Raw genomic sequence first — 19,046 nt, 5'->3', positions numbered from 1 at the left:
TCCGATGAAGCGCTTTGCAATTCCTTTTTTCCAGAATGCGGTCAATTGGAAGATTAAGCATAAAGTATTTTCACTCATTTCTTTAATCATGGCGGTCTGTTTCCTCATCACCTATTTTTCCCTGCAATATGCTTATTCGATCTACGACGAGCAGCTTTATTCCAAGTCGTCTCAGCTCCTCAACTTGTCCTCCAGCGGAATTGAGAACGAGCTGAAGAAGATGGACCGGCTGTCGTTCAGCATTGCGACGGATTCGCAAATTCAAAGCCTGCTGCTCTCCATCACCCCGGATACCCCGGAGTTTGAGAAGCTGCGGCTGCGCTCGTATATATCCGACAAGCTGGTTCAATACGCAGGCTATGAGAAATATATTTACTCCATCGAGGTTACCGATTTGCTGGGCGAGCAGGCATTGGCGGGCCAATCGTCCACGGTATCGAAGGAAAAGAAGCAAATCATATTGGATGAATCGGCCAAAGGGTCCGGGGAAATCCGCTGGATTCTTCCCGACTCGGAGGATACCAATCTGATAGCCGCGCGGGAAATCCGGTCCTATCAGAACCAAAACTTCAGTCTCGATAGGATCGGTACGGTGGTGCTGCGCATCCGGTTCGAGAAAATCGTAGATGACGTCATAGCGGGCACGGAGCTGAAGAACGGAGAGATGCGTATCGCTTCCGGAGACCATATCATCTACCCGACCAAGCCGGATGATGACCTGAGCTCCTTTGTCCCGGTTACTGACCAATGGCATCATAACTATGAGATCAAGCAGTTCAACGGCCGGTCGTACTTCTGGACGCAGATTCAGTCAGGCTACTTGGGCTGGGCCTACCACAGTCTGGTTCCCTATGATACGATTTTTCAAAAAATCATCCTGATGAAACGGTTCCTCCTCTTCGGGTTTATCGTCAGTCTGCTTGCGGTGATGGCTGTCGCCATCAATTTTGCCAGAAGTCTGACCCGGCCCATTGAAGACTTGATCGGCCGCATGAAGCAGGTGCAAAAAGGAGACTTCAGCCTGACCGAATCGGACTCGGCGGACACGATCGCGCTGCAAATGGATGAGGTGGGTCAGCTGCACAGAACGTTCCGTATCATGATGCAGCAAATCAATGAGCTGATAACCGAAAATTATGCCAAGCAGCTGACCATTAAAGAGACTCAATTTAAAGCGCTTCAGGCGCAGATTAATCCGCATTTTTTGTACAACACGCTGGAATCGATCAACTGGCTGGCCAAGACGAACGATCAGCCGCAAATTTCCAAGATGGTCGAGGCACTAGGCTTTTTGCTCAGGAGCTCGATCAGCATGAGGGAAACCTTGATCACGGTGGAAGAGGAATTGGAGATCGTGATGTGTTATATTACGATTCAGAAATATCGCTTCGAGGAACGGCTGATATTCGAGATGGACATTCCGGAGGAAGCCAAGCAGCTGAAGCTGCCCAAGCTGACGCTGCAGCCCCTGCTGGAGAACTCGATCCATTATGCGCTCGAGCAGATGCTGGAGCCGTGCCGCATTCGCATTTATACAAGAAAAGAGCCCGGCAAGATGATCATGGTCGTAGAGGATAACGGCCCGGGCATGAGCGCGGCCCTGCTGGAGCAAGTGAGAAGGGGCGAGGCACGGACGCGCGGCAGCGGCATCGGTCTGAAGAACATCGAGGAGCGAATCAAATTGGCTTATGGCGAAGATTACGGCATCCGGCTGGATAGTCAGCAGGACCATGGGACAAGCGTCTCCATCATCATTCCGGATGAAACGAGGGATTAACATGTATAAAGTATTGCTGGTCGATGATGAGCGAATCATTTTGGACGGCATATCGAAGATTGTCAAATGGGAGGAAGCCGGTACGGTGCTTGCAGGAACGGCACGCAACGGAATAGAGGCTTATGAGAAGATTGAGGAGGACCCGCCGCACATCATCATCAGCGATATCAAAATGCCGGGAATGGACGGGCTTCAGCTTGCTGCGAAGGTATCCTCTCAATATCCGCATATCAAAATCATCCTGCTCTCCGGCTTTGGGGAGTTCGAATATGCCCAATCCGCGATTGAATACGGTGTGAAGCATTATTTGCTGAAGCCGTGCAATGAGAACAAGATCATGGAGGTTCTCGAGGAGCTGGTCTCGGAGCTGAATCAGGAACGGCAGAGCGAGCAGTTCGTAAGCACCATGAAGGAAGGCTTGGCTAAAGTGCTGCCCCATGTGAAGGAGCAGTTTCTCAAGGAATTCGTGACGAATAAAACGTACGGAAACCGGGACTGGGAATATTTCAGCCACTTATTCCAGCTGGATTTGGGCGACCGCAAGGTGAGATTGATTTTGTTCCATCTCGATGGCCCGTTCGAATTCGAGCATCTGTTTGCGGTGAAAAATATAGCCGAGGAGCTGCTGGAGAACAATGTGCTGAGCTCGACGGTCGGCGATCATGTGCTTATCGTCGTGGAGGATACGATTACGGTAAGTGCTTTACAGGAACGAATCGGTCAAATTCGGGAGACCTTTCTGAAGTACTATAAGATCGACTTGACTATAGCATTAAGCGAGGCAGGGGAAATTATACAGGCCCGCAGCTTATACAAGCAAACGCTGGAATGCTTGAACTACCGCTTTTATCTCGGCGAAGGCAGCTTGATTACGAAGTCGGATGTTATCGGGCTGGGCCGAACAGAAAGCGACGAGCTCGGGTTTAACGAGGACAATTTGATCATGCAGATTAAGACGGGGAACCGTCAGGAAGCGGCTCACAAAATCGAGCTGTTCTTCCAGCGGCTATCGGAGCTTCGCTCGGATATTACAACGGCCAAATCCTATGTGATTCAGCTCTTTATGGAGATGATACGGCTCGGAGATTCTGAGAATATGCACCGCTATATGGATAAAGTCGTGAAGCTGATGCAGCTGGATACCCTGCAGGCGATTCAGACGTTGTTCAAAGAAACGGCGGAAGAGATCGCTTCGAGTCATTATGAGCAGACGAAGAGCAAGCACAGCGCTATCGTGAGCAAGGTCGTGGATATTATTAACGAGCATTTGGCCAATCCCGAGCTGTCACTGAACTGGGTGGCTCACCAGATGCTGTATATGAATCCGGATTATTTGGGGAAACTATTCAAAAAAGAGACCGGAGAAAAGTTTTCCAACTATGTGATGAGGGTGCGGATATCCAAGGCTATCGATCTATTGCATCAAAAATCAGACATCAAAATCTTTGAGCTTGCCGAACAGCTCGGCTTCGGGGACAACCCTCAATACTTCAGTCAGGTATTTAAAAAATATGCAGGATGCTCTCCATCGGAATATTTGAAAACGACGTAGTGTTTTTTCTGCAATATCTCTGTTTTTTAAACAAGGTTGACGGTTTTTTGAATTCTTTTTCCTGGTCCAAAACGAGATAATAGCAGTGTGAAGACGAAGAACAGGGGAGGAAATAGAGATGAAGAAAGCGTTGCCAATGGTGCTGTCGTTGTCAATGATTTTAACCGCTGCAGGTTGCGGAGGCGCGGCTTCCAACGGGGATGCCGGCAAGAAGACGGATGCGGTGAGCTCGGGCTCCGGTACGGACAGTAAGGCTCCGGTAACCTTGCGTATTGCATGGTGGGGCGGTCAGGCAAGACACGATTATACCCTGAAAGTAATAGAGCTTTACCAACAAAAGCATCCTAACGTAAAAATCGAAGCGGAATACGCGTCATTCGACGATTACTGGAAAAAGCTCGCTCCACAAGCGGCTGCTAACGGATTGCCGGATATCATTCAAATGGATATGTCGTACTTGAGCCAATTCGGCGGCAGAGGCCAGCTGGAGGATCTTCGTCCTTATACGACCAACGGCAAGCTCGATATGAGCGCAGTGAACCCGAACACGCTGAAAAGCGGCGAGTACGACGGCAAGCTGTACCAGATTCCTCTGGGCGTGAACGCTCTCGGAGCGACGGTTGACCCTGATATGCTGGCTAAAGCAGGTGCAAGCATGCCTGCCAAAGACTGGACTTGGGATGACCTCGATGCCTTGGGCGCCAAGCTGAAAGGCAATGGCAAAATCCTGATGGACTATTTGCGGTATGATGTCTTCTTCCCGTATTACCTTCGTACAGTAGATCAAAAAATGTACAGTGCCGACGGTACCAGCCTAGGCTATACAGATGATAAACCGTTCATTGATTACTTCAAGCGTTACCAAAAAATGTATGATGCCGGTTACTTGCTAAGCCTGGATAAGCTGGCTCAAAAGAAATCCACTCCTGAGGACGACGAAATGGTTCTCGGCAATGCATTCGGCAGCTTCGCATGGTCCAACCAATACGTAGCATGGTCGGCTGCGGCCAAGCGGAATACGGATCTGATTCCGATTCCAGGTCCGAACGGCAAGAAAGGCTTGTTCTTGAAGCCTAGTATGGGCTTCTCCATCACGAAAAACTCGAAGCAAAAAGACGAAGCAGCCAAATTTATCGACTTCTTCATTAACGATATCGATGCTAACAAAATCATTAAAGGCGAGCGCGGCGTACCTATCTCCTCCAAGGTGAAGGAAGCGCTGAAGCCTAGCTTGACTCCGGCTGAAGCCAAAGTATTCGATTACGTAGCTTGGGCTGAAAATAACAGCAGTCCTATGGATCCTCCGAACCCAGTCGGTTCTGTTGAAGTAGAGAAGCTGTTGAAGGACTTGAGCGAGCAAATTTTGTATAAGAAAATTTCTGTAGAAGATGCTGCGGCGAAGTTCCGTAAAGACGCCAACGCGATTCTGGCCAAAAACAAAAAATAATCCAAGAAGCGGATCAAGACAGTCTCCTGCGAGAAGTCTGGTCCGCTTTTTTTCATCTCACCAACGGATTTTTGAACAAAGCCGGAGTCTGTTTTTTAAACAAAATGAACGGTTTTTTGCATTCTTCTAGGAGACGCCAGTCTTTATAATGAAACTATAGAGTTAAGAGAAGAACAGCAAACTACATGCATAGGGGTTGAATTCCATGAAGCTGCGGGACAACAACAATGTCGTCGGATACGTGTTTACCGCTCCGTTTATCATCGGCTTTCTCATCTTCACGTTGTATCCTATTCTATCATCATTGTACTACTCGTTTACCGAGTATAACTTGATGGAAGCTCCCCGATGGATCGGGTTTGATAACTATATCAAAATTTTTACGGATGACGACAAAATATGGAAGTCGTTTCAGGTTACATTTACTTACGTGTTCGCCAGCGTTCCACTCCGCTTAGGCTTCGCGCTTCTGGTAGCGATGCTGTTGAATAAAGCGGCGCGCGGGATCGGCGTGTATCGTTCGGCTTACTATCTTCCGTCCCTGATCGGCGGCAGCGTCGCTGTCTCTATCATGTGGACGCAAATATTCGGCGACAAAGGGCTCCTGAACTCCTTCCTTGGAATGATAGGGATCCACACGGAAACGTCCTGGATCGGAAGCCCGGGCACGGCATTATGGACGTTGATCGCCTTATCGGTATGGCAATTCGGTTCTTCCATGCTGATCTTCCTTGCAGGCTTGAAGAACATCCCGGCATCCCTGTACGAAGCAGCCAGTGTCGATGGAGCGAACGGCATCTACAAGTTTTTCAAAATTACGCTTCCGCTGCTTAGCCCGATCATTTTGTTCAACCTGATCATGCAGACGATTTCCGCTTTCATGACCTTTACACCGGCCTATATCATATCGCGGGGCGAAGGCGGACCGCTCGATAACACGTTATTGTATTCCTTGTACTTGTACCGCAGAGCGTTCGTATTCTTCGAAATGGGCTACGCTTCGGCTCTTGCTTGGATCATGCTCATCATCATCGGGGTCATAACACTCGTCATCTTCAAATCATCCAAGTACTGGGTGCATTACGAGGCGAAAGGAGACAAATAAGATGGCTGGAAGCAAACAAATTTCAAACGTCTTCTATCACTTGATCGTAGGCTTACTGGCATTGCTCATGCTGTATCCGATCATTTGGCTGGCGGTAAGCTCGCTGAAGCCCAACGATGAAATCTTCTCCCAGGCTTACAGCTTGATCCCCAGTCGTCTTGAATTCGTTAACTACGTAACGGGCTGGAAGGGATTTGCAGGCAACAGCTTCGGCACGTTCTTTAAAAACTCGTTCATCATCGTTATTATTTCGACGATCGGCGCTGTCGTTTCTTCTGCGCTCGTTGCTTACGGCTTGGCACGAATCCCGTTTAAGGGAAGCGGTTTCTGGTTCGGCTGCGTGATGATGACGATGATGCTGCCGCACGACGTTACCGTGATTCCGCAATACGTTATGTTCGCCAAGCTGGAATGGCTATCTTCGTTCAAGCCGATTATCGTACCGAACTTTTTCGGAGTTCCGTTCTTTATCTTCCTGATTATGCAGTTTATCCGTACCATTCCGCCAGAAATGGATGAAGCGGCCAAAATGGACGGCTGCAATAAATATTCGATCTTTTTCCGGATTATCGTTCCGATGATTATTCCTTCGCTGGTTACGGCAACGATCTTCCAATTTTATTGGAAATGGGACGATTTCATCAATCCTCTGCTGTATTTGAACAAGCCTTCGCTGTATCCGGTTTCCTTGGCTTTGAAGCTGTTCCTGGACGGAGAATCGATTAACAACTGGGGCGGAATGTTCGCGATGTCCACGCTGTCGCTGCTTCCTATCGTTATTGTGTTCTTTATCTTCCAAAAATATATCGTCGAGGGTATCAGCACCAGTGGTTTGAAAGGGTAAAAATGAGTCTAAAAAACTTGAGTCTGTTCGGAGCTTCCGGCAGACTCTTCTACTTAGAGGAGGAGTTATGGATATGCCAGCACTTATTTATGACGAACAAGAAATCAGAACGGTGATCGATCGTGTCGTTCGCCGCACATTCCAAATGGATTTTAACTGGGATTGGCCGGGCGGAGTCGCTTTCTACGGTGTGGCGGAAGCTTATGAAGCGACAGGGAACCAGGAATATATCAAGCTGCTGCAGGCTTGGGTGGACGAGCAGCTGGAGGACGGTTTGCCGAAGCTGACCGTAAACGGAGTTTCCATTGGTCATTCGCTTCTAAGCTTGTATAAGGCGACAGGGGAGCAAAAGTACCTGGATTTTGCCATCCAAATGGCGGATTTCCTGAAAAATGACGCAGAGCGGTTTGCAGACGGTATTTTTCAGCACACGGTGAATTCCGAGGACTATAACTTCCCGGAGCAAGCCTGGGTAGACACGATGTTTATGGCGGGGTACTTCCTGGTCCGAATCGGAACCCTATTAAACCGCAGCGATTATTTGGAGGACGGCATCAAGCAGTATCATGGTCATGAAGACTTTTTGCAGGATCCTTCGACCAATCTGTATTATCATGGCTGGGATAATCTCGCCCAGAGCCATATGTCCGGTATTTATTGGGCCCGCGGCAATTCCTGGGCGGCGATCACGATGGCTAGAGCCTTGAAGTTAATTCATGTGACCCATCCATCCTTTATGGTCATTGAAGGCTCCTTACGGGATCAGCTAGCTGCTCTGGTGCGGCTGCAGTCGGATTCGGGGCTATGGCATACGGTGCTGAACGATCCGGCCTCCTACACGGAAACATCCGGCTCGGCCGGGATTGCCGCCGCATTGATCTCGAGCGGAAAGATGTACAACAAGTATGTCAATAAATCCATTACAGGCATACTGGGACGCATTGACGAGGACGGATCGGTGAGAGGCGTTTCTGCCGGAACGGCTGTCATGCGCGACGCAGAAGGATACAAAGGGGTTCCGTACAAACGGGTACAGGGATGGGGCCAAGGCTTGGCGCTGGTCTTCCTGTCATCGCTGTTGACGCGGCAAGAGTGGTAATAAACAGGTGGAACGATGCCGGCTGAAAAGCCGGTAGATTGTAGAGAAACCTGTAGAGCTTGAACTATTGCCAATACATTCCGATGGGGTATGCCCCTCCAGCCGCTGTTGAAACCCGTGAAATAAGATTATATTTAATGGTATTTTCACGGGTTTCAAAGGCGGACGTAAACTCCTCCGAGGCATACCCCACCTCCATATGCAGCAAAGTTCTCGAAAAAAAGAGTTTCTCAACAATCTGATGCCGGCTGAAAAGCCGGCATTTTTGCGTTCGACGGGAGAGGCCCATCCTATTTTTTTAGAGCCGCTATGCGGACGCCCTATCCATCTGATAAGGGTGACGTATGATATATCAAATTCCGAGGAGGTGGTTTCCTGTGCCGATCAAGAACGGAAAGCAGTATGTCGATCGTTTGAATAAATCCAATGCGCATGTCTGGGTCCGTGGGGAGCAGGTGAGAGGTCCTATAACGAGCCATCCTGCTTTTCGCGGACTCGTCGCTACCCAGGCCTCATTGTACGACATGCAGGGACAGGACGAATATAGGTCACGGATGACTTATACGTCTCCGACATCGGGCGATCCGGTAGGGCTATCTTTTCTTAGACCCGAATCGAAGACTGATCTGGAGAGGCGAAGAGTCATGATGTCGCTTTGGTGCGATCGCCATCACGGATTATTGGGCCGAGCACCCGATTATATGAATACGGCCATCATGGCGTTCGGCGCAGCAGCGGATCTGCTGAAGGAGAATCATCCGCAATATGCCGAGAACATGAAAAAGTACTATGAGTATTGCCGGGAGAACGACATTACGCTGTCCCATGCGTTTATCCTCCCGCCGACGGCAAGAATGTCAAGCTTCATGCGGACCTTGGAGGAGCCGGACGCCCCGAGGGTTATCGAGAAGACGAAGGAGGGGCTTGTAGTTAGCGGAGCCTTTTTGCTGGCAACTCAAGGGGCTACAGCGGATGAAATCCTGATCTTCCCGCCGGCGCTTCCTTCGTTTGCTGACGAGAATCCGCATGCTTTCGCCTTTGCGATACCCAATAACCTGCCGGGTCTCAAATTGATTTGCAGAGAAAGTTTGGTCGCAGGCGATTCGGAAGCGGATTATCCGCTTAGCTCCAGGTTTGAGGAGATGGATGCGTTAGTGGTGCTGGATCATGTCGTCGTTCCCCATGACCGTGTGTTTGTATACGGGGATGAGGCGGTGCTGAGCCAATTTATCGAACAAAGCCATTTCCATACCCATGCTACGCATCAAGTGCTTTGCAGGTGCATCGCCAAGACGGAATTAATGCTTGGAGTTGTCGAATCCATTATCCAGACACTCGGGCTCCGTGCCTATACGCAGGTTATCGAGAAAGCAGCGGAAGTGATGACGATACTGGAAAGCTTAAAGGCATTGCTGATTGCTTCGGAGGCTCTCGCCCAGCCGGATCAATGGGGGACTATGCTTCCGAATCCAAGCTCTCTCTATGCGGCAAACTGCCTGTATCCTAAAGTGATTCCGCGCTTAATGGATATTGTTCAGCTGCTTGGAGCCAGCGGCCTGGTGATGATTCCTAACGATCGGGATTTCAAGTCGGAAATCGGACCGGATCTATCAAGGTATTTAAAAGGGATCGAAACGGATGCGCAGCTCAAGGTACGCCTGTTCCGGCTGGCATGGGAGCTAAGCACCAGCTCCTTTGCAGGAAGGCAGAGCTTGTATGAGAGGTTCTTCTTTGGGGATTCCGTAAAGGTGTCCTCGCGGCTGTACACTAACTACACGGATAAGGATGTTCTTGCGGAGAAAGTGAAGGGTATGCTGAACTAATGCAGCAGATGAAGATGAGTTATCAAACCTCCCCGGGAAGTCAAGTCATGCGAAGGGGAATAATAGGCTAGCAAGCTAGTTTTGGATTGGATAAAGGTCGGATTGCCTGGGAGCCGGTCATTCCCGGTATTATGATGCCTGTCAGCTTCTTTCCCAAGAGAATGTGACGAAGGGACTTTCGGATTCCGGCTGTATGGCCGGAACTTCGACGGCTCCGGCAATCTGACGTTCGACAATTGTAGTGGTTCCGCGCTCAGCGCCATCGGCCATATTGATATTTGAAGTAGCTTACGAAAAGCAGAATGGCCGTTAGGATATGACAAATCATGCCTACAATTGGAATCCATGCGATGCAGGAGGTAATGATACCTGCGATACTGCCGTGGATATCCTTGTATTCCTTTAAAGCCAGCACGAGGGTAATAATGTGAAGCACAAACATAACAAACAAAGGCGTGTAGCTGAATCCGATGACAATGGACCCTCCCAAAAGCGGGATTCCCAAGATCCCTTCCAGTAAAGCTGTTACAAGCATAGCAATTCTTGCATTACTCATGGTTTGCACCCTTTCCTTCCATTTTGGTCCAATGCTACTGATGATTCGTCCTCCCGTTTCAAATTCCTCTATCCTGCGAATAAAATCTTATTATATTCCCAAAAAGCGCCAATGGAACACGTTAACATGATATAATAGAGCGATTACATTACGGGAGGATTCATTACCTATGGGGACTATGTTTCTTAAGGATGGGGCTGTGCCTCGCTCCCTCAGGATCGCCTTTTTGGGGGACAGCATAACCGATAACGGACGATATATTGCATTTTTACACGCTTATTTTGCCCAGTATATGCCGGAGCAACACCTGACATTCATCAATCTTGGCGTCAGCAGTGAAACCGCTTCAGGACTTAGCGAGCCGGAGCATCCGTTTCCTCGGCCTTGTATTCATGAGCGAATAGAAGCTGCGCTTAGAGAAAGCCGACCGGATTGGGTTGTCGCTTGCTACGGGATGAATGACGGCATCTATCATCCCTTATCGGAGGACCGCTTTGCAGCGTATCGGGGCGGAATGCTGTCGCTGGTACATAAGATCAAGCAGGCCGGTGCCAAGGCTATTGTGATGACGCCGCCTCCATTCGATGTCAAATCGATCAAACGGGAATTGGCGGAACAGCCTGTCGGGGAGGAAGCAGCCTCTTCCTATAGCTGGAAAAACCCTTACGCCAAGTATAATGATGTTTTGAAAGCGTATGCGGAATGGTGCCTGACTCTTCAGGACGAAGTGGACGCAGTCGTTAATATTTATGATCCGTTGGCTAAGGATTTTGAGCAGGCTCATGCGCAGAATCCGGATTATTCTTCCGGAGACGGCATTCATCCGAATGCAAAGGGACACTGGGTTATTGCACGAACCTTGCTGGGCCGTTTATTCAATATTACATTGGAGCGGGTACCGGAGTATGTATTACAGCCGGAAAGCGAGCAGCCTCAATGGTTCAGGCTGGTCCTTGAACGTCACCGCATGCTGAGTGCAAGCTGGAAGGAGCATGTTGGCCATACGAATCCCAACAAAACGAAGGCACTTCCATTGGCTGAAGCTCTCGATAGAGCAGCGGAGCTGGATTTGCAGATCCGAAGCGCCGTAACTGAGTACAATAGGGTTCACCTCAAGACCTTTTCCGAGTGGAAAGGATACCGGCGTACGGATACTGTCTTCGAAGGGCGGGAAGCCATCATCATTGAGCCGAAAGCCGCTGCCGCCGGACAGCCTTGGATATGGAGAACGGAATTTTTTGGCGCTTTTGCCTATGCCGACAGGGCGCTGCTCGAGCAGGGCTGGCATATTGCCTATTACAGAATCAGTCATATGTACGGATGTGCCGGAGCTGTGGAGCGGATGCGCCGGTTCCACACCTATGTTACGGGGCAGTTTGGCCTTGGAGACAAACCGGCATTGTTCGGCTTCAGCCGCGGCGGGCTGTACGCGGTGCAATATGCGGCCGCTTATCCGAGTGATGTCTTGGCGCTTTACTTAGACGCGCCTGTTCTTGACATTTCCAGCTGGCCTGGAGGGAGAGGAAAGGGCAAGCGGTCACTCCAAAACTGGGAGGACTGCCTGGCGGTATACGGGTTAACCGAATCCACCGTAGAAGCTTTTAAAGGCAATCCGCTGGACAAGGCAGAGATCTTGGCCAATGCGGGAATTCCAACCCTGATTGTCGCAGGGGATGCGGATGAAGTGGTTCCTTTAGAGGAGAATACGGCGGTGTTCGAGAGAAAGCTGAGCCAGCTCGGCGGTCAGCCGCAGGTGATCCTGAAGCCCGGTGTCGGGCATCATCCTCACAGCCTGGAGCAGCCGGAGCCCATTGTTGAATTTATTCAATCTGCTTATACGAGAGCACTTCATCTACAATAACAAACAAAGAACGCTCCGAAACCGGAGCGCAGGGTTGTTGAGAAGCCTATATTCCATGAAAAATCCTATTGGTATAGGTGGGGTATCCCTTGGAGGAGCGTTAGCGCCCGCCTTTGTTCTCGGGAAACACCCGCTAAGAAAATATAATCCAAGTTTCCAGAGAACAACAGCGGCCGGAAGGGGATACCCCACCGAGGACCACAGCGATTTTTCTATAGGGTTCTCACCAAACAAAAAAACGCTCCGAACCGGAGCGTTTTTTGTTCTACATCGAACCCATAGCCATCTTCCCTTGAGAATGACGGTACAATTGGTCGTAGTAGCCTTGCTTTTCAAGCAGCTGAGTATGATTTCCTTCCTCTACGATTTCCCCCTGTTTCATCACAATGATACGATCCGCCTGCATAATCGTTGACAGCCGATGGGCAATGACGAGCGTGGTTCTGCCGGCGGAAACGACATTCAGTGCCGTTTGGACCAGCTGCTCCGTCTGGGAGTCGAGATTGGCTGTTGCTTCATCGAGAATGAGTATTTTCGGCTGGAACACAACAATCCTTGCAAAAGAGATCAGCTGCCGTTCACCGGCAGACAGCCCGCTTCCTCTCTCCGAAAGCTGGGTATCGTAGCCGTCCTTTAACCGCTGAATTAGCGAATCCGCTCCTACGAAGGTACAGGCTTCAATGACTTGCTCACGGCTGATCGATTCATCGAACAACCTTACATTGTCAATGATGCTTCCTGAATAGAGAAACGGTTCCTGCTGAACAAGGCCGATGATCCGGTGGAGCTGCTCCTGCGGAATGGTCCGAATGTCGGTGCCGTCAATGAGAATGCTTCCCTTAGTTACATCATAGAATCGGCATAGAAGGCTCATCAGCGAGCTTTTGCCTGCGCCGGTCGTTCCTACGATACCGATCATTTCCCCCGCACGGATATGCAGATCCAGGTCGCGGATAACCAGAATGCCTTCCTGGTAACCGAATTGAACGTGATTATAATCGATTTGGCCCTTAACCTCCGCCATGTTGATTTGGGCAGGGGGTTCAGCATCCTTAATATCCGGTTTTACTGAGAAGATCCGGTACAGCCGGTCCATGGAGACCGTCGTGGATTGCAGCGTGTTCCATTGCTGGGTAATGGAGTTGATAGGCTGGAAAAACTGCCGAATATACGTAATGAACGCGTAAAGAACACCGAATTCTATAGAATGATGGAATACCGCCATGCCCCCGATCCATGTCAAGAAGGCGACGGACAAGTTGCCCAGAATGTCAAATGAACGGTTAAACAGCACATTGGTGCGAATTTCCCTAAGATTCGCCCGGTAGTACCGGGTGTTTTGTTCCGTAAACCGCTTATCCTGCTCCTTCTCCTGGTGGAATGCCTGAATCAAATTCATGCCGGCCAAATTTTCGGCTACGAAGGCGATCAAACGGGACAGCTGCGTGCGCGCGATCTGGTAGGTTTTGCGCATATAAGAGCGAAAGCCGATGGCTATGACCGCGATAATGGGCAGCAGAATCATGCTGTATCCGGCCAGTACAGGATCCAGATGGAACATCAGGATGATGATGAACACCAATGTCATTCCATCCCGGATCAAGCTTAAAAACACTTGAGTGAAGAACTGGTTCAGCGATTCCGTGTCGCTCGATACGTGGGTAACGAGACTGCCGCTCTGAAACCGGTCGAAGAATGGCATCGACAGCTTGGATATATGCTCGAACAGCTCTTTACGTATCCGGCCGACAATGCTTTGTCCCGTATACTGCAGCAGATTGTTCTGAATATAGGTGAACACAAGGCTGATGACGGATAGCAGCAAATACACGCCGCAGATCCAGATCAGCATGCTGAAATCGTTCTTGCCGATCAGCAGGTTGTTATCGATCGCTATCTTCACCAAATAGGGCTGGAGCAAATCAGCCGCGATCACAAGCATAGTACAGCAAAAGATTAACAGGAACTTCCAGCGGTGAGGCTTCGCATAAGCCAAAGTGGAACGAAAGGCGGCCCGGCGGTCTTCCTTGCTGACATGGTAAGCGCTGCTGATTTCCTCCTGCGGTTTCATCTTACCGGTTTCCTTCGGCATAACGGGTTCCCTCCTCCTGAATGGAATACAGGGTTGCATAAATTCCGTCCTCCGCCATCAATTGATGGTGAGTCCCTCTTTGAACGATCCTTCCCTCATCCAATACGATAATTTCATCCGCGTGCTTGATGGCGCTGATCCGGTGGGCGATAATAATCGTCGTTTTGTTTTTCCGGCCCAAGCGAAGATTTTCGATGATCTTCGTCTCCGTGACCGCATCGACTGCGCTGACGCTGTCATCCAGGATCAGGATGGGCGCATTTTTGATGAAGCCCCTGGCCAGACTCGTTCTTTGCCGTTGACCGCCGGATAAGGTAACCCCGCGTTCACCGAGCTTCGTCTCGAATTGGTCGGGGAATTCCATGATATTATCGTAAATTTGCGCCTGTTTGGCCGCTTTGGCGATGGCATCGAAAGCGGAATCCCTGTTGAAGAAAGCAATGTTGTCTCGAATGGTTGTACTGAACAGAAAGCCGTCCTGGGGAACATAGGCGATATCATTACGCAGACTGTTCAGCGTAAGGCTGCGGATGTCCTCGTTGCCGATCGTAATCGTCCCTGCCGGAGGATCATAGATGCGCAGCAGCAGCTTGACGAGGGTTGTTTTGCCGCTTCCTGTTTTTCCGATGATCCCGACGGTCTTGCCGGGCTGAATGGTCAAGTTAATATCCTGTAAAGCGGATTTGGAGGAATCCGGGTATGCAAACGTTAAACCTTTGATGCTTATCCCTGCAGAATGAAGCTGAAGCGGCTTGGCCTGAGGCGCTTCCTGAATATCCGGCTTCAAATCCAGAAGCTGATTGATTCGCTCCAGCGAAGCCCGGGATCGCTGCATCGTATTGATAACGTTGCCAATTTGTTGAAGCGGGTTCACCATCATGCGCAGGTATAAGGTTAGGGAGACGAAATTACCTAAAGTTATTTGATGCTGAATCGTCAGATAGCCGCCGTACAGAATAGAGACAATCAGGGACAGCGCTCCCAAAAAAGGAAGGATGGCCTGAAACAAAGAGGAGAGCCGGACTAACCGAAGCTGGTTCTCTGTAATGTTGTCGACGGTTTTGCCGAACCGGTTCCGCATGATGCCCTCGACCGCGAACTTTTTGGTTACCCGTATGCCGCCGAATTGCTCCTCCGCCGATTCGGTCATTTTGGCCAAAGATTCCTGTACCTTCAACGACCGTTTGCGAATAAGCGGCCCGAAGTACACGACGACAAATGGAATGGCGAGAAGTGGAATAACACAGACGAGAATGAGATATAAAGGAATAGCGGATAAAGACATCATGACAATAACCGATACGATAAGAATGACCGCGTTCGTCGTTTGGTTGAAGCCGCTGGAGATGGACTCTCTTACGCTGGTCACATCGTTCATCACGTAGCTTAGCAGCCTGCCGACCCCGTTCTTGGAATAGTAGCTTTCGCTAAGCGTCAGGAAATGCTGGAACAGCCTGCGTCGGGTAACAAATTCAAACTTTCTTCCGAGCCGCATGACGGTATATTGGCCGAGTCCGGCCAAAATTCCGTAAATCAGACCGATTTCCAATAAAAGCACACTGTAATGAACAATGGTGCTCTGGGTGATCCCATCCGATTGCAGCTGATCTGTGAAGTTACCAAGCACCTTCGGATAATAAGATTGCGTGATATTTGCAACGCTGATGAGAACAATAGCCAGTAAATAAAACATCCAATGAGCTTTCAGGTAATCCGCGAGCAGTCGCCGTTGTTTCAATACAATCCACATCCTGTTTGTTTTATGGTCTCGATTTTTTATTATACTTCGGCACACTAAATATTTCACCCGCTTTTAGCATACTTCAGGTGGTATATTCCGAGCGGTACCCTGAGAATAGAAGTATAACAGCTGTAATTCTTCCATTATCTCCTTTTTACGGCTGTTACAAGGTCCATATGAAAAAAGGACAAAACGGACGAACTAGACCATCCGACTTTGTCCTATATGTTGAAGACATAAAACCATTTACTTCATATCTTTGGGAATGGGATGACCGCTGCTCGCGCGATCCTCTCTTTTAAACTCCGGGTCCAATGGAATATGAGGGCTGATAACAAACGAGCTTACGGGCGTATCGAAGTAGGAGGAGCTTCCGATGCGTTCCGTATCCCCGACGAGAACCACCGATGCGCCGCCGACACCGCTTATTTTCATATCGCCGACACGAATACACTTATTATTTACTGTCAATTTCACGATAGACCTCTCTCCTTTCAGAAATGGATGAATACATGGGAACACCCGTCATAAACTACATTAAGGACATTTTATTATAAAGGATGTCGTGTTATGCCGGCTTTAGTTGGAGTCATTAATGTTAATATGATTACCGGGGTATTCAATGTGGGCGACGCTGGTATTATTTCTCCAAGTACATTTAGTACAACATATGCGGGCGGGGGATCGTTCAATTCCGGCAATACGTTGAATATTCACAATGAGCCGACCGTGATCAACGTCTATGATTCGGCAGTATACGAGCAAAGAAGCCTTACCGCCGCACCGAGTATCACCAGTATCCATGAGGAGGGGCAGACATCATGAACTTGTTTATCCAGCAAAACATTGTGATTCATACTTTGAGAATCGAAGCGATATCGAACTCATCGGTCCTTCAAATCGGCAGCGCCGGGATCATCAAACCGATATCGCAGCTGTTTAATACCGGCGGATTTACGGGTCCTGCACCAGCTGCCGGGTCTCCCGTACCCTTTATTCCTTTGTCTGAGCCCAGATTGTAACGGTCGTGTTGGAACGTCCGGAATCGAACCCGACAGGTATTGTGGGAAAGGTTGATCGATATGTACTACTTGAGCCCGGAAATGATGCGCTACTTGCAGCAGGTGAATGAGTGCTTACAATACCAGAATCAGCAAATTCAACAGTTGAACGACTATATCCAATATCAGAATGAGCAAATAAAGCAGCTTAATGACAAAATGGATGGGCTGATGAAGGAAATCAGCGATATGAAAAAGAAGCCCTCCAGTGAACCCTCCATGGTCCGCAACGAGTATAAGTTTGATTTGTTAAAGGTTGAGAGACTCGAAGGTACATTGAACATTGGCATTAATCCGAATGCGAAGGATTCGGACTCCTCTATAGACGAGTATTCGGTCGGACAATCGGTAAGTACGCCATCCTCGGATGACACAGGTTCTTCACCGGATTATGAAGGGGTTCAAAGTCAGGTTGATGATTATTTCAGCAGCGATGCTTACCGGGCTTTGGAGTATTATGAGCAGATGTATCAGAATCCGCTGGATGAGCCGTACCGGAAATTTATTATAGAGGATGTTAAGAAACAAATAGACAAACGGATCCAATACTATATGGCCAAGATGGGACCGGACCGGAACCATAACGCGATCTTTGAAGAGGTCAAACGCGACATTGAACGCACCTTCGAAGCATTTATCAAAAATTTACCGCGCAGGGACGGAGGGGTTTGATGGAATTTGAAGTTATTAACGGAGAGCTCCATGTCGGCTCTATTGACATTACCTATCTAAGTACCGCATCCGTGTTCCTTGTAGGGGATATCCGGACGATCACCTTGTATGGCGCTTTCGAAACACCTCCGGAAAAAGCGATTGTCGGTGTAACGATTCTTCCTTTCATTGAGTAAGCGCCGCTGGGTCCTGGTAGGAGGGGGAGTACATGGACTATAGAGTGACAACCGTTGGTTATATGAAGCTCAACACACTCGGGAGCTCGACCGTTCTGGAGGTCGGCGATTCCGAGAAGCTTACCCCGTTTAACTATACGATTGCCGTGCAGAGGGAGCAGGCGATCTTTATCCAGAATGAATTTCGATTCTCCGATTACAGCTTATTCTCCCGGCCTTTATTGGATCCTGTTATTCATGAAGACTTGTCTATGAAGCGAACCAATGTATCGCCTAACATTCGCGTAGATAGGATCAACATGTTTTTGGTGAACTCTTCCTCTATTGCACATATCGGTTCAAGCGATAATTTGATCGCCCAGTCACGGATCAAGCATATTCGGCATTTACTGAGAGAAAGACCTGCTGCGCCTGCTGCGACTTAAACCTTTTTGGAAGGGGGAATTGCTTTGCCATCCATTGTACAGTCCGTCAATATCAATACGAACAGCGGGACGGTCAATTTTGGAGATACTTTGAGTATTGTACCTGTATCCAGTACAAAATCGGTCTCAGGTCAGGGCGGAAGCAATACGGGAAATGTCGTCAATACGTTGAACGGTCCGAATGTCAATAATGTATTGAATGCGGCTTTGATCGATCAGCCTACTGTACCGTAGTCATGAACTGTCAGCCAATGAGGGGGTAGGCAACTATGGATCCGAGGAATAATCCCTTTTCACAATTTGACTGGAATGAATTTGAGAAGTACTTTCAAGGCATCTTACCGCAAAATTCTGATATATCCAAGAAAACCAATTGGATTGAGGATTATGTACGTCAGGTATTGAAGGACAACGTGCCCGACATGCAGTCCGCTTCCAATGCCAAGCGTTATGATACCGAAATTGTGGAGACGATTGAACATCTGCTGTTTAAAATAAAAATCCCCGATAGGGCTGAAGCCCAGAAGCTGAAGGTTTTTACGGCGAACCATCAGATCAAGCTTGAAAGCAAGGACAACCGGGAAATCCAATGGTTTCGTCTCCCGCATCCTGTGGATCCGGCGAGCTGTAAAGCCGTTTACAAGGAAGGGGCTCTGCAGCTGCTGCTTCGCAAGCTGGGAAAGGAAGAGCCGTTCTATCAAGCAACCATTGAGTTTCCGTAACAGGAGAGGGAAAGAAAGGGCAGAGGACATCGTCCCCTGCCTCTTTTTGCCGCAACCTAGTAAAGAACCGGAACCCTACGCAAAAAGGGTCTG

The 19,046-nt window shown here is 49.1% G+C and carries 19 protein-coding genes; 15 read left to right on the top strand and 4 right to left on the bottom strand.

Annotated elements, in window-relative coordinates:
- The first annotated feature begins 4 nt into the window (after positions 1-4).
- From ABEA66_RS12830 to hpaB, 7 genes are all read left to right on the top strand, one after another.
- Positions 5-1,777, top strand: coding sequence for a sensor histidine kinase (locus tag ABEA66_RS12830; RefSeq protein ID WP_345587830.1), 1,773 nt, complete (start codon positions 5-7; stop codon positions 1,775-1,777).
- A gap of 1 nt (position 1,778) precedes the next feature.
- Entirely contained in the window at positions 1,779-3,329 is a 1,551-nt protein-coding gene (locus ABEA66_RS12825; protein ID WP_345587829.1) for a response regulator transcription factor, read from the top strand.
- Positions 3,330-3,447: 118 nt separating this feature from the next.
- Positions 3,448-4,776, top strand: a complete 1,329-nt coding sequence (locus ABEA66_RS12820) for an ABC transporter substrate-binding protein (protein ID WP_345587828.1) — start codon at positions 3,448-3,450, stop codon at positions 4,774-4,776.
- A 205-nt stretch (positions 4,777-4,981) separates the two neighbouring features.
- Positions 4,982-5,881, top strand: a complete 900-nt coding sequence (locus ABEA66_RS12815; protein WP_079910889.1) for a carbohydrate ABC transporter permease — start codon at positions 4,982-4,984, stop codon at positions 5,879-5,881.
- A gap of 1 nt (position 5,882) precedes the next feature.
- Complete coding sequence (locus ABEA66_RS12810; RefSeq protein ID WP_079910888.1) at positions 5,883-6,725, top strand: carbohydrate ABC transporter permease; 843 nt, start codon at positions 5,883-5,885, stop codon at positions 6,723-6,725.
- Positions 6,726-6,798: 73 nt separating this feature from the next.
- Positions 6,799-7,824 (top strand): glycoside hydrolase family 88/105 protein, encoded by a 1,026-nt coding sequence (locus tag ABEA66_RS12805; RefSeq protein ID WP_345587827.1) that lies wholly within the window; start codon positions 6,799-6,801, stop codon positions 7,822-7,824.
- 377 nt (positions 7,825-8,201) lie between these two features.
- Complete coding sequence (hpaB, locus tag ABEA66_RS12800; RefSeq protein WP_345587826.1) at positions 8,202-9,647, top strand: 4-hydroxyphenylacetate 3-monooxygenase, oxygenase component; 1,446 nt, start codon at positions 8,202-8,204, stop codon at positions 9,645-9,647.
- Positions 9,648-9,900: 253 nt separating this feature from the next.
- Here hpaB and ABEA66_RS12795 read toward each other — a convergent pair whose 3' ends face one another.
- Positions 9,901-10,203 (bottom strand): hypothetical protein, encoded by a 303-nt coding sequence (locus ABEA66_RS12795; protein ID WP_079910885.1) that lies wholly within the window; start codon positions 10,201-10,203, stop codon positions 9,901-9,903.
- 169 nt (positions 10,204-10,372) lie between these two features.
- Here ABEA66_RS12795 and ABEA66_RS12790 point away from each other — a divergent pair, with 169 nt between their 5' ends.
- Positions 10,373-12,064, top strand: coding sequence for a GDSL-type esterase/lipase family protein (locus tag ABEA66_RS12790; protein ID WP_345587825.1), 1,692 nt, complete (start codon positions 10,373-10,375; stop codon positions 12,062-12,064).
- A 265-nt stretch (positions 12,065-12,329) separates the two neighbouring features.
- Here ABEA66_RS12790 and ABEA66_RS12785 read toward each other — a convergent pair whose 3' ends face one another.
- The 3 genes from ABEA66_RS12785 to ABEA66_RS12775 form a co-directional block, all read right to left on the bottom strand.
- Entirely contained in the window at positions 12,330-14,135 is a 1,806-nt protein-coding gene (locus ABEA66_RS12785) for an ABC transporter ATP-binding protein (RefSeq protein ID WP_345587975.1), read from the bottom strand.
- Position 14,136: 1 nt separating this feature from the next.
- Entirely contained in the window at positions 14,137-15,894 is a 1,758-nt protein-coding gene (locus ABEA66_RS12780) for an ABC transporter ATP-binding protein (RefSeq protein ID WP_345587824.1), read from the bottom strand.
- A 249-nt stretch (positions 15,895-16,143) separates the two neighbouring features.
- Positions 16,144-16,374, bottom strand: coding sequence for a spore gernimation protein GerPD (locus tag ABEA66_RS12775; protein WP_345587823.1), 231 nt, complete (start codon positions 16,372-16,374; stop codon positions 16,144-16,146).
- 93 nt (positions 16,375-16,467) lie between these two features.
- Between ABEA66_RS12775 and ABEA66_RS12770 the strand changes: the two genes are divergently transcribed.
- From ABEA66_RS12770 to ABEA66_RS12740, 7 genes are read left to right on the top strand one after another with little or no spacing between them, the layout of a single operon-like run.
- The gene (locus ABEA66_RS12770; protein ID WP_345587822.1) at positions 16,468-16,722 is read left to right on the top strand and encodes a spore germination protein; all 255 of its coding nucleotides are present in this window, start codon (positions 16,468-16,470) and stop codon (positions 16,720-16,722) included.
- Positions 16,719-16,919 carry a spore germination protein GerPB gene (locus ABEA66_RS12765; RefSeq protein WP_345587821.1) on the top strand — a complete coding sequence of 67 codons (201 nt, stop codon included), beginning with the start codon at positions 16,719-16,721 and terminating at the stop codon, positions 16,917-16,919. The genes ABEA66_RS12770 and ABEA66_RS12765 overlap by 4 nt, the downstream gene beginning before the upstream one ends.
- Before the next feature lie 60 nt (positions 16,920-16,979).
- A complete protein-coding gene (gerPC, locus tag ABEA66_RS12760) occupies positions 16,980-17,630 on the top strand; it encodes a spore germination protein GerPC (protein ID WP_345587820.1) in 651 nt (216 codons plus the stop codon).
- Entirely contained in the window at positions 17,630-17,806 is a 177-nt protein-coding gene (locus ABEA66_RS12755) for a spore gernimation protein GerPD (RefSeq protein WP_345587819.1), read from the top strand. The genes gerPC and ABEA66_RS12755 overlap by 1 nt, the downstream gene beginning before the upstream one ends.
- 32 nt (positions 17,807-17,838) lie before the next feature.
- On the top strand, positions 17,839-18,231 hold the full coding sequence (locus ABEA66_RS12750) for a spore germination protein GerPE (RefSeq protein ID WP_345587818.1): 393 nt from the start codon (positions 17,839-17,841) through the stop codon (positions 18,229-18,231).
- Positions 18,232-18,255: 24 nt separating this feature from the next.
- Entirely contained in the window at positions 18,256-18,465 is a 210-nt protein-coding gene (locus ABEA66_RS12745) for a spore germination protein (protein ID WP_345587817.1), read from the top strand.
- Between the two features lie 35 nt (positions 18,466-18,500).
- The gene (locus ABEA66_RS12740; protein ID WP_345587816.1) at positions 18,501-18,953 is read left to right on the top strand and encodes an Hsp20/alpha crystallin family protein; all 453 of its coding nucleotides are present in this window, start codon (positions 18,501-18,503) and stop codon (positions 18,951-18,953) included.
- Positions 18,954-19,046 lie beyond the last annotated feature (93 nt).

It is taken from the genome of Paenibacillus vulneris (genome assembly GCF_039543185.1).
In the GTDB taxonomy this organism is placed as follows: domain Bacteria; phylum Bacillota; class Bacilli; order Paenibacillales; family NBRC-103111; genus Paenibacillus_S; species Paenibacillus_S vulneris.
Note: the sequence above shows the minus strand (reverse complement) of the source record. Positions and strands in the feature narration are given on the sequence as shown.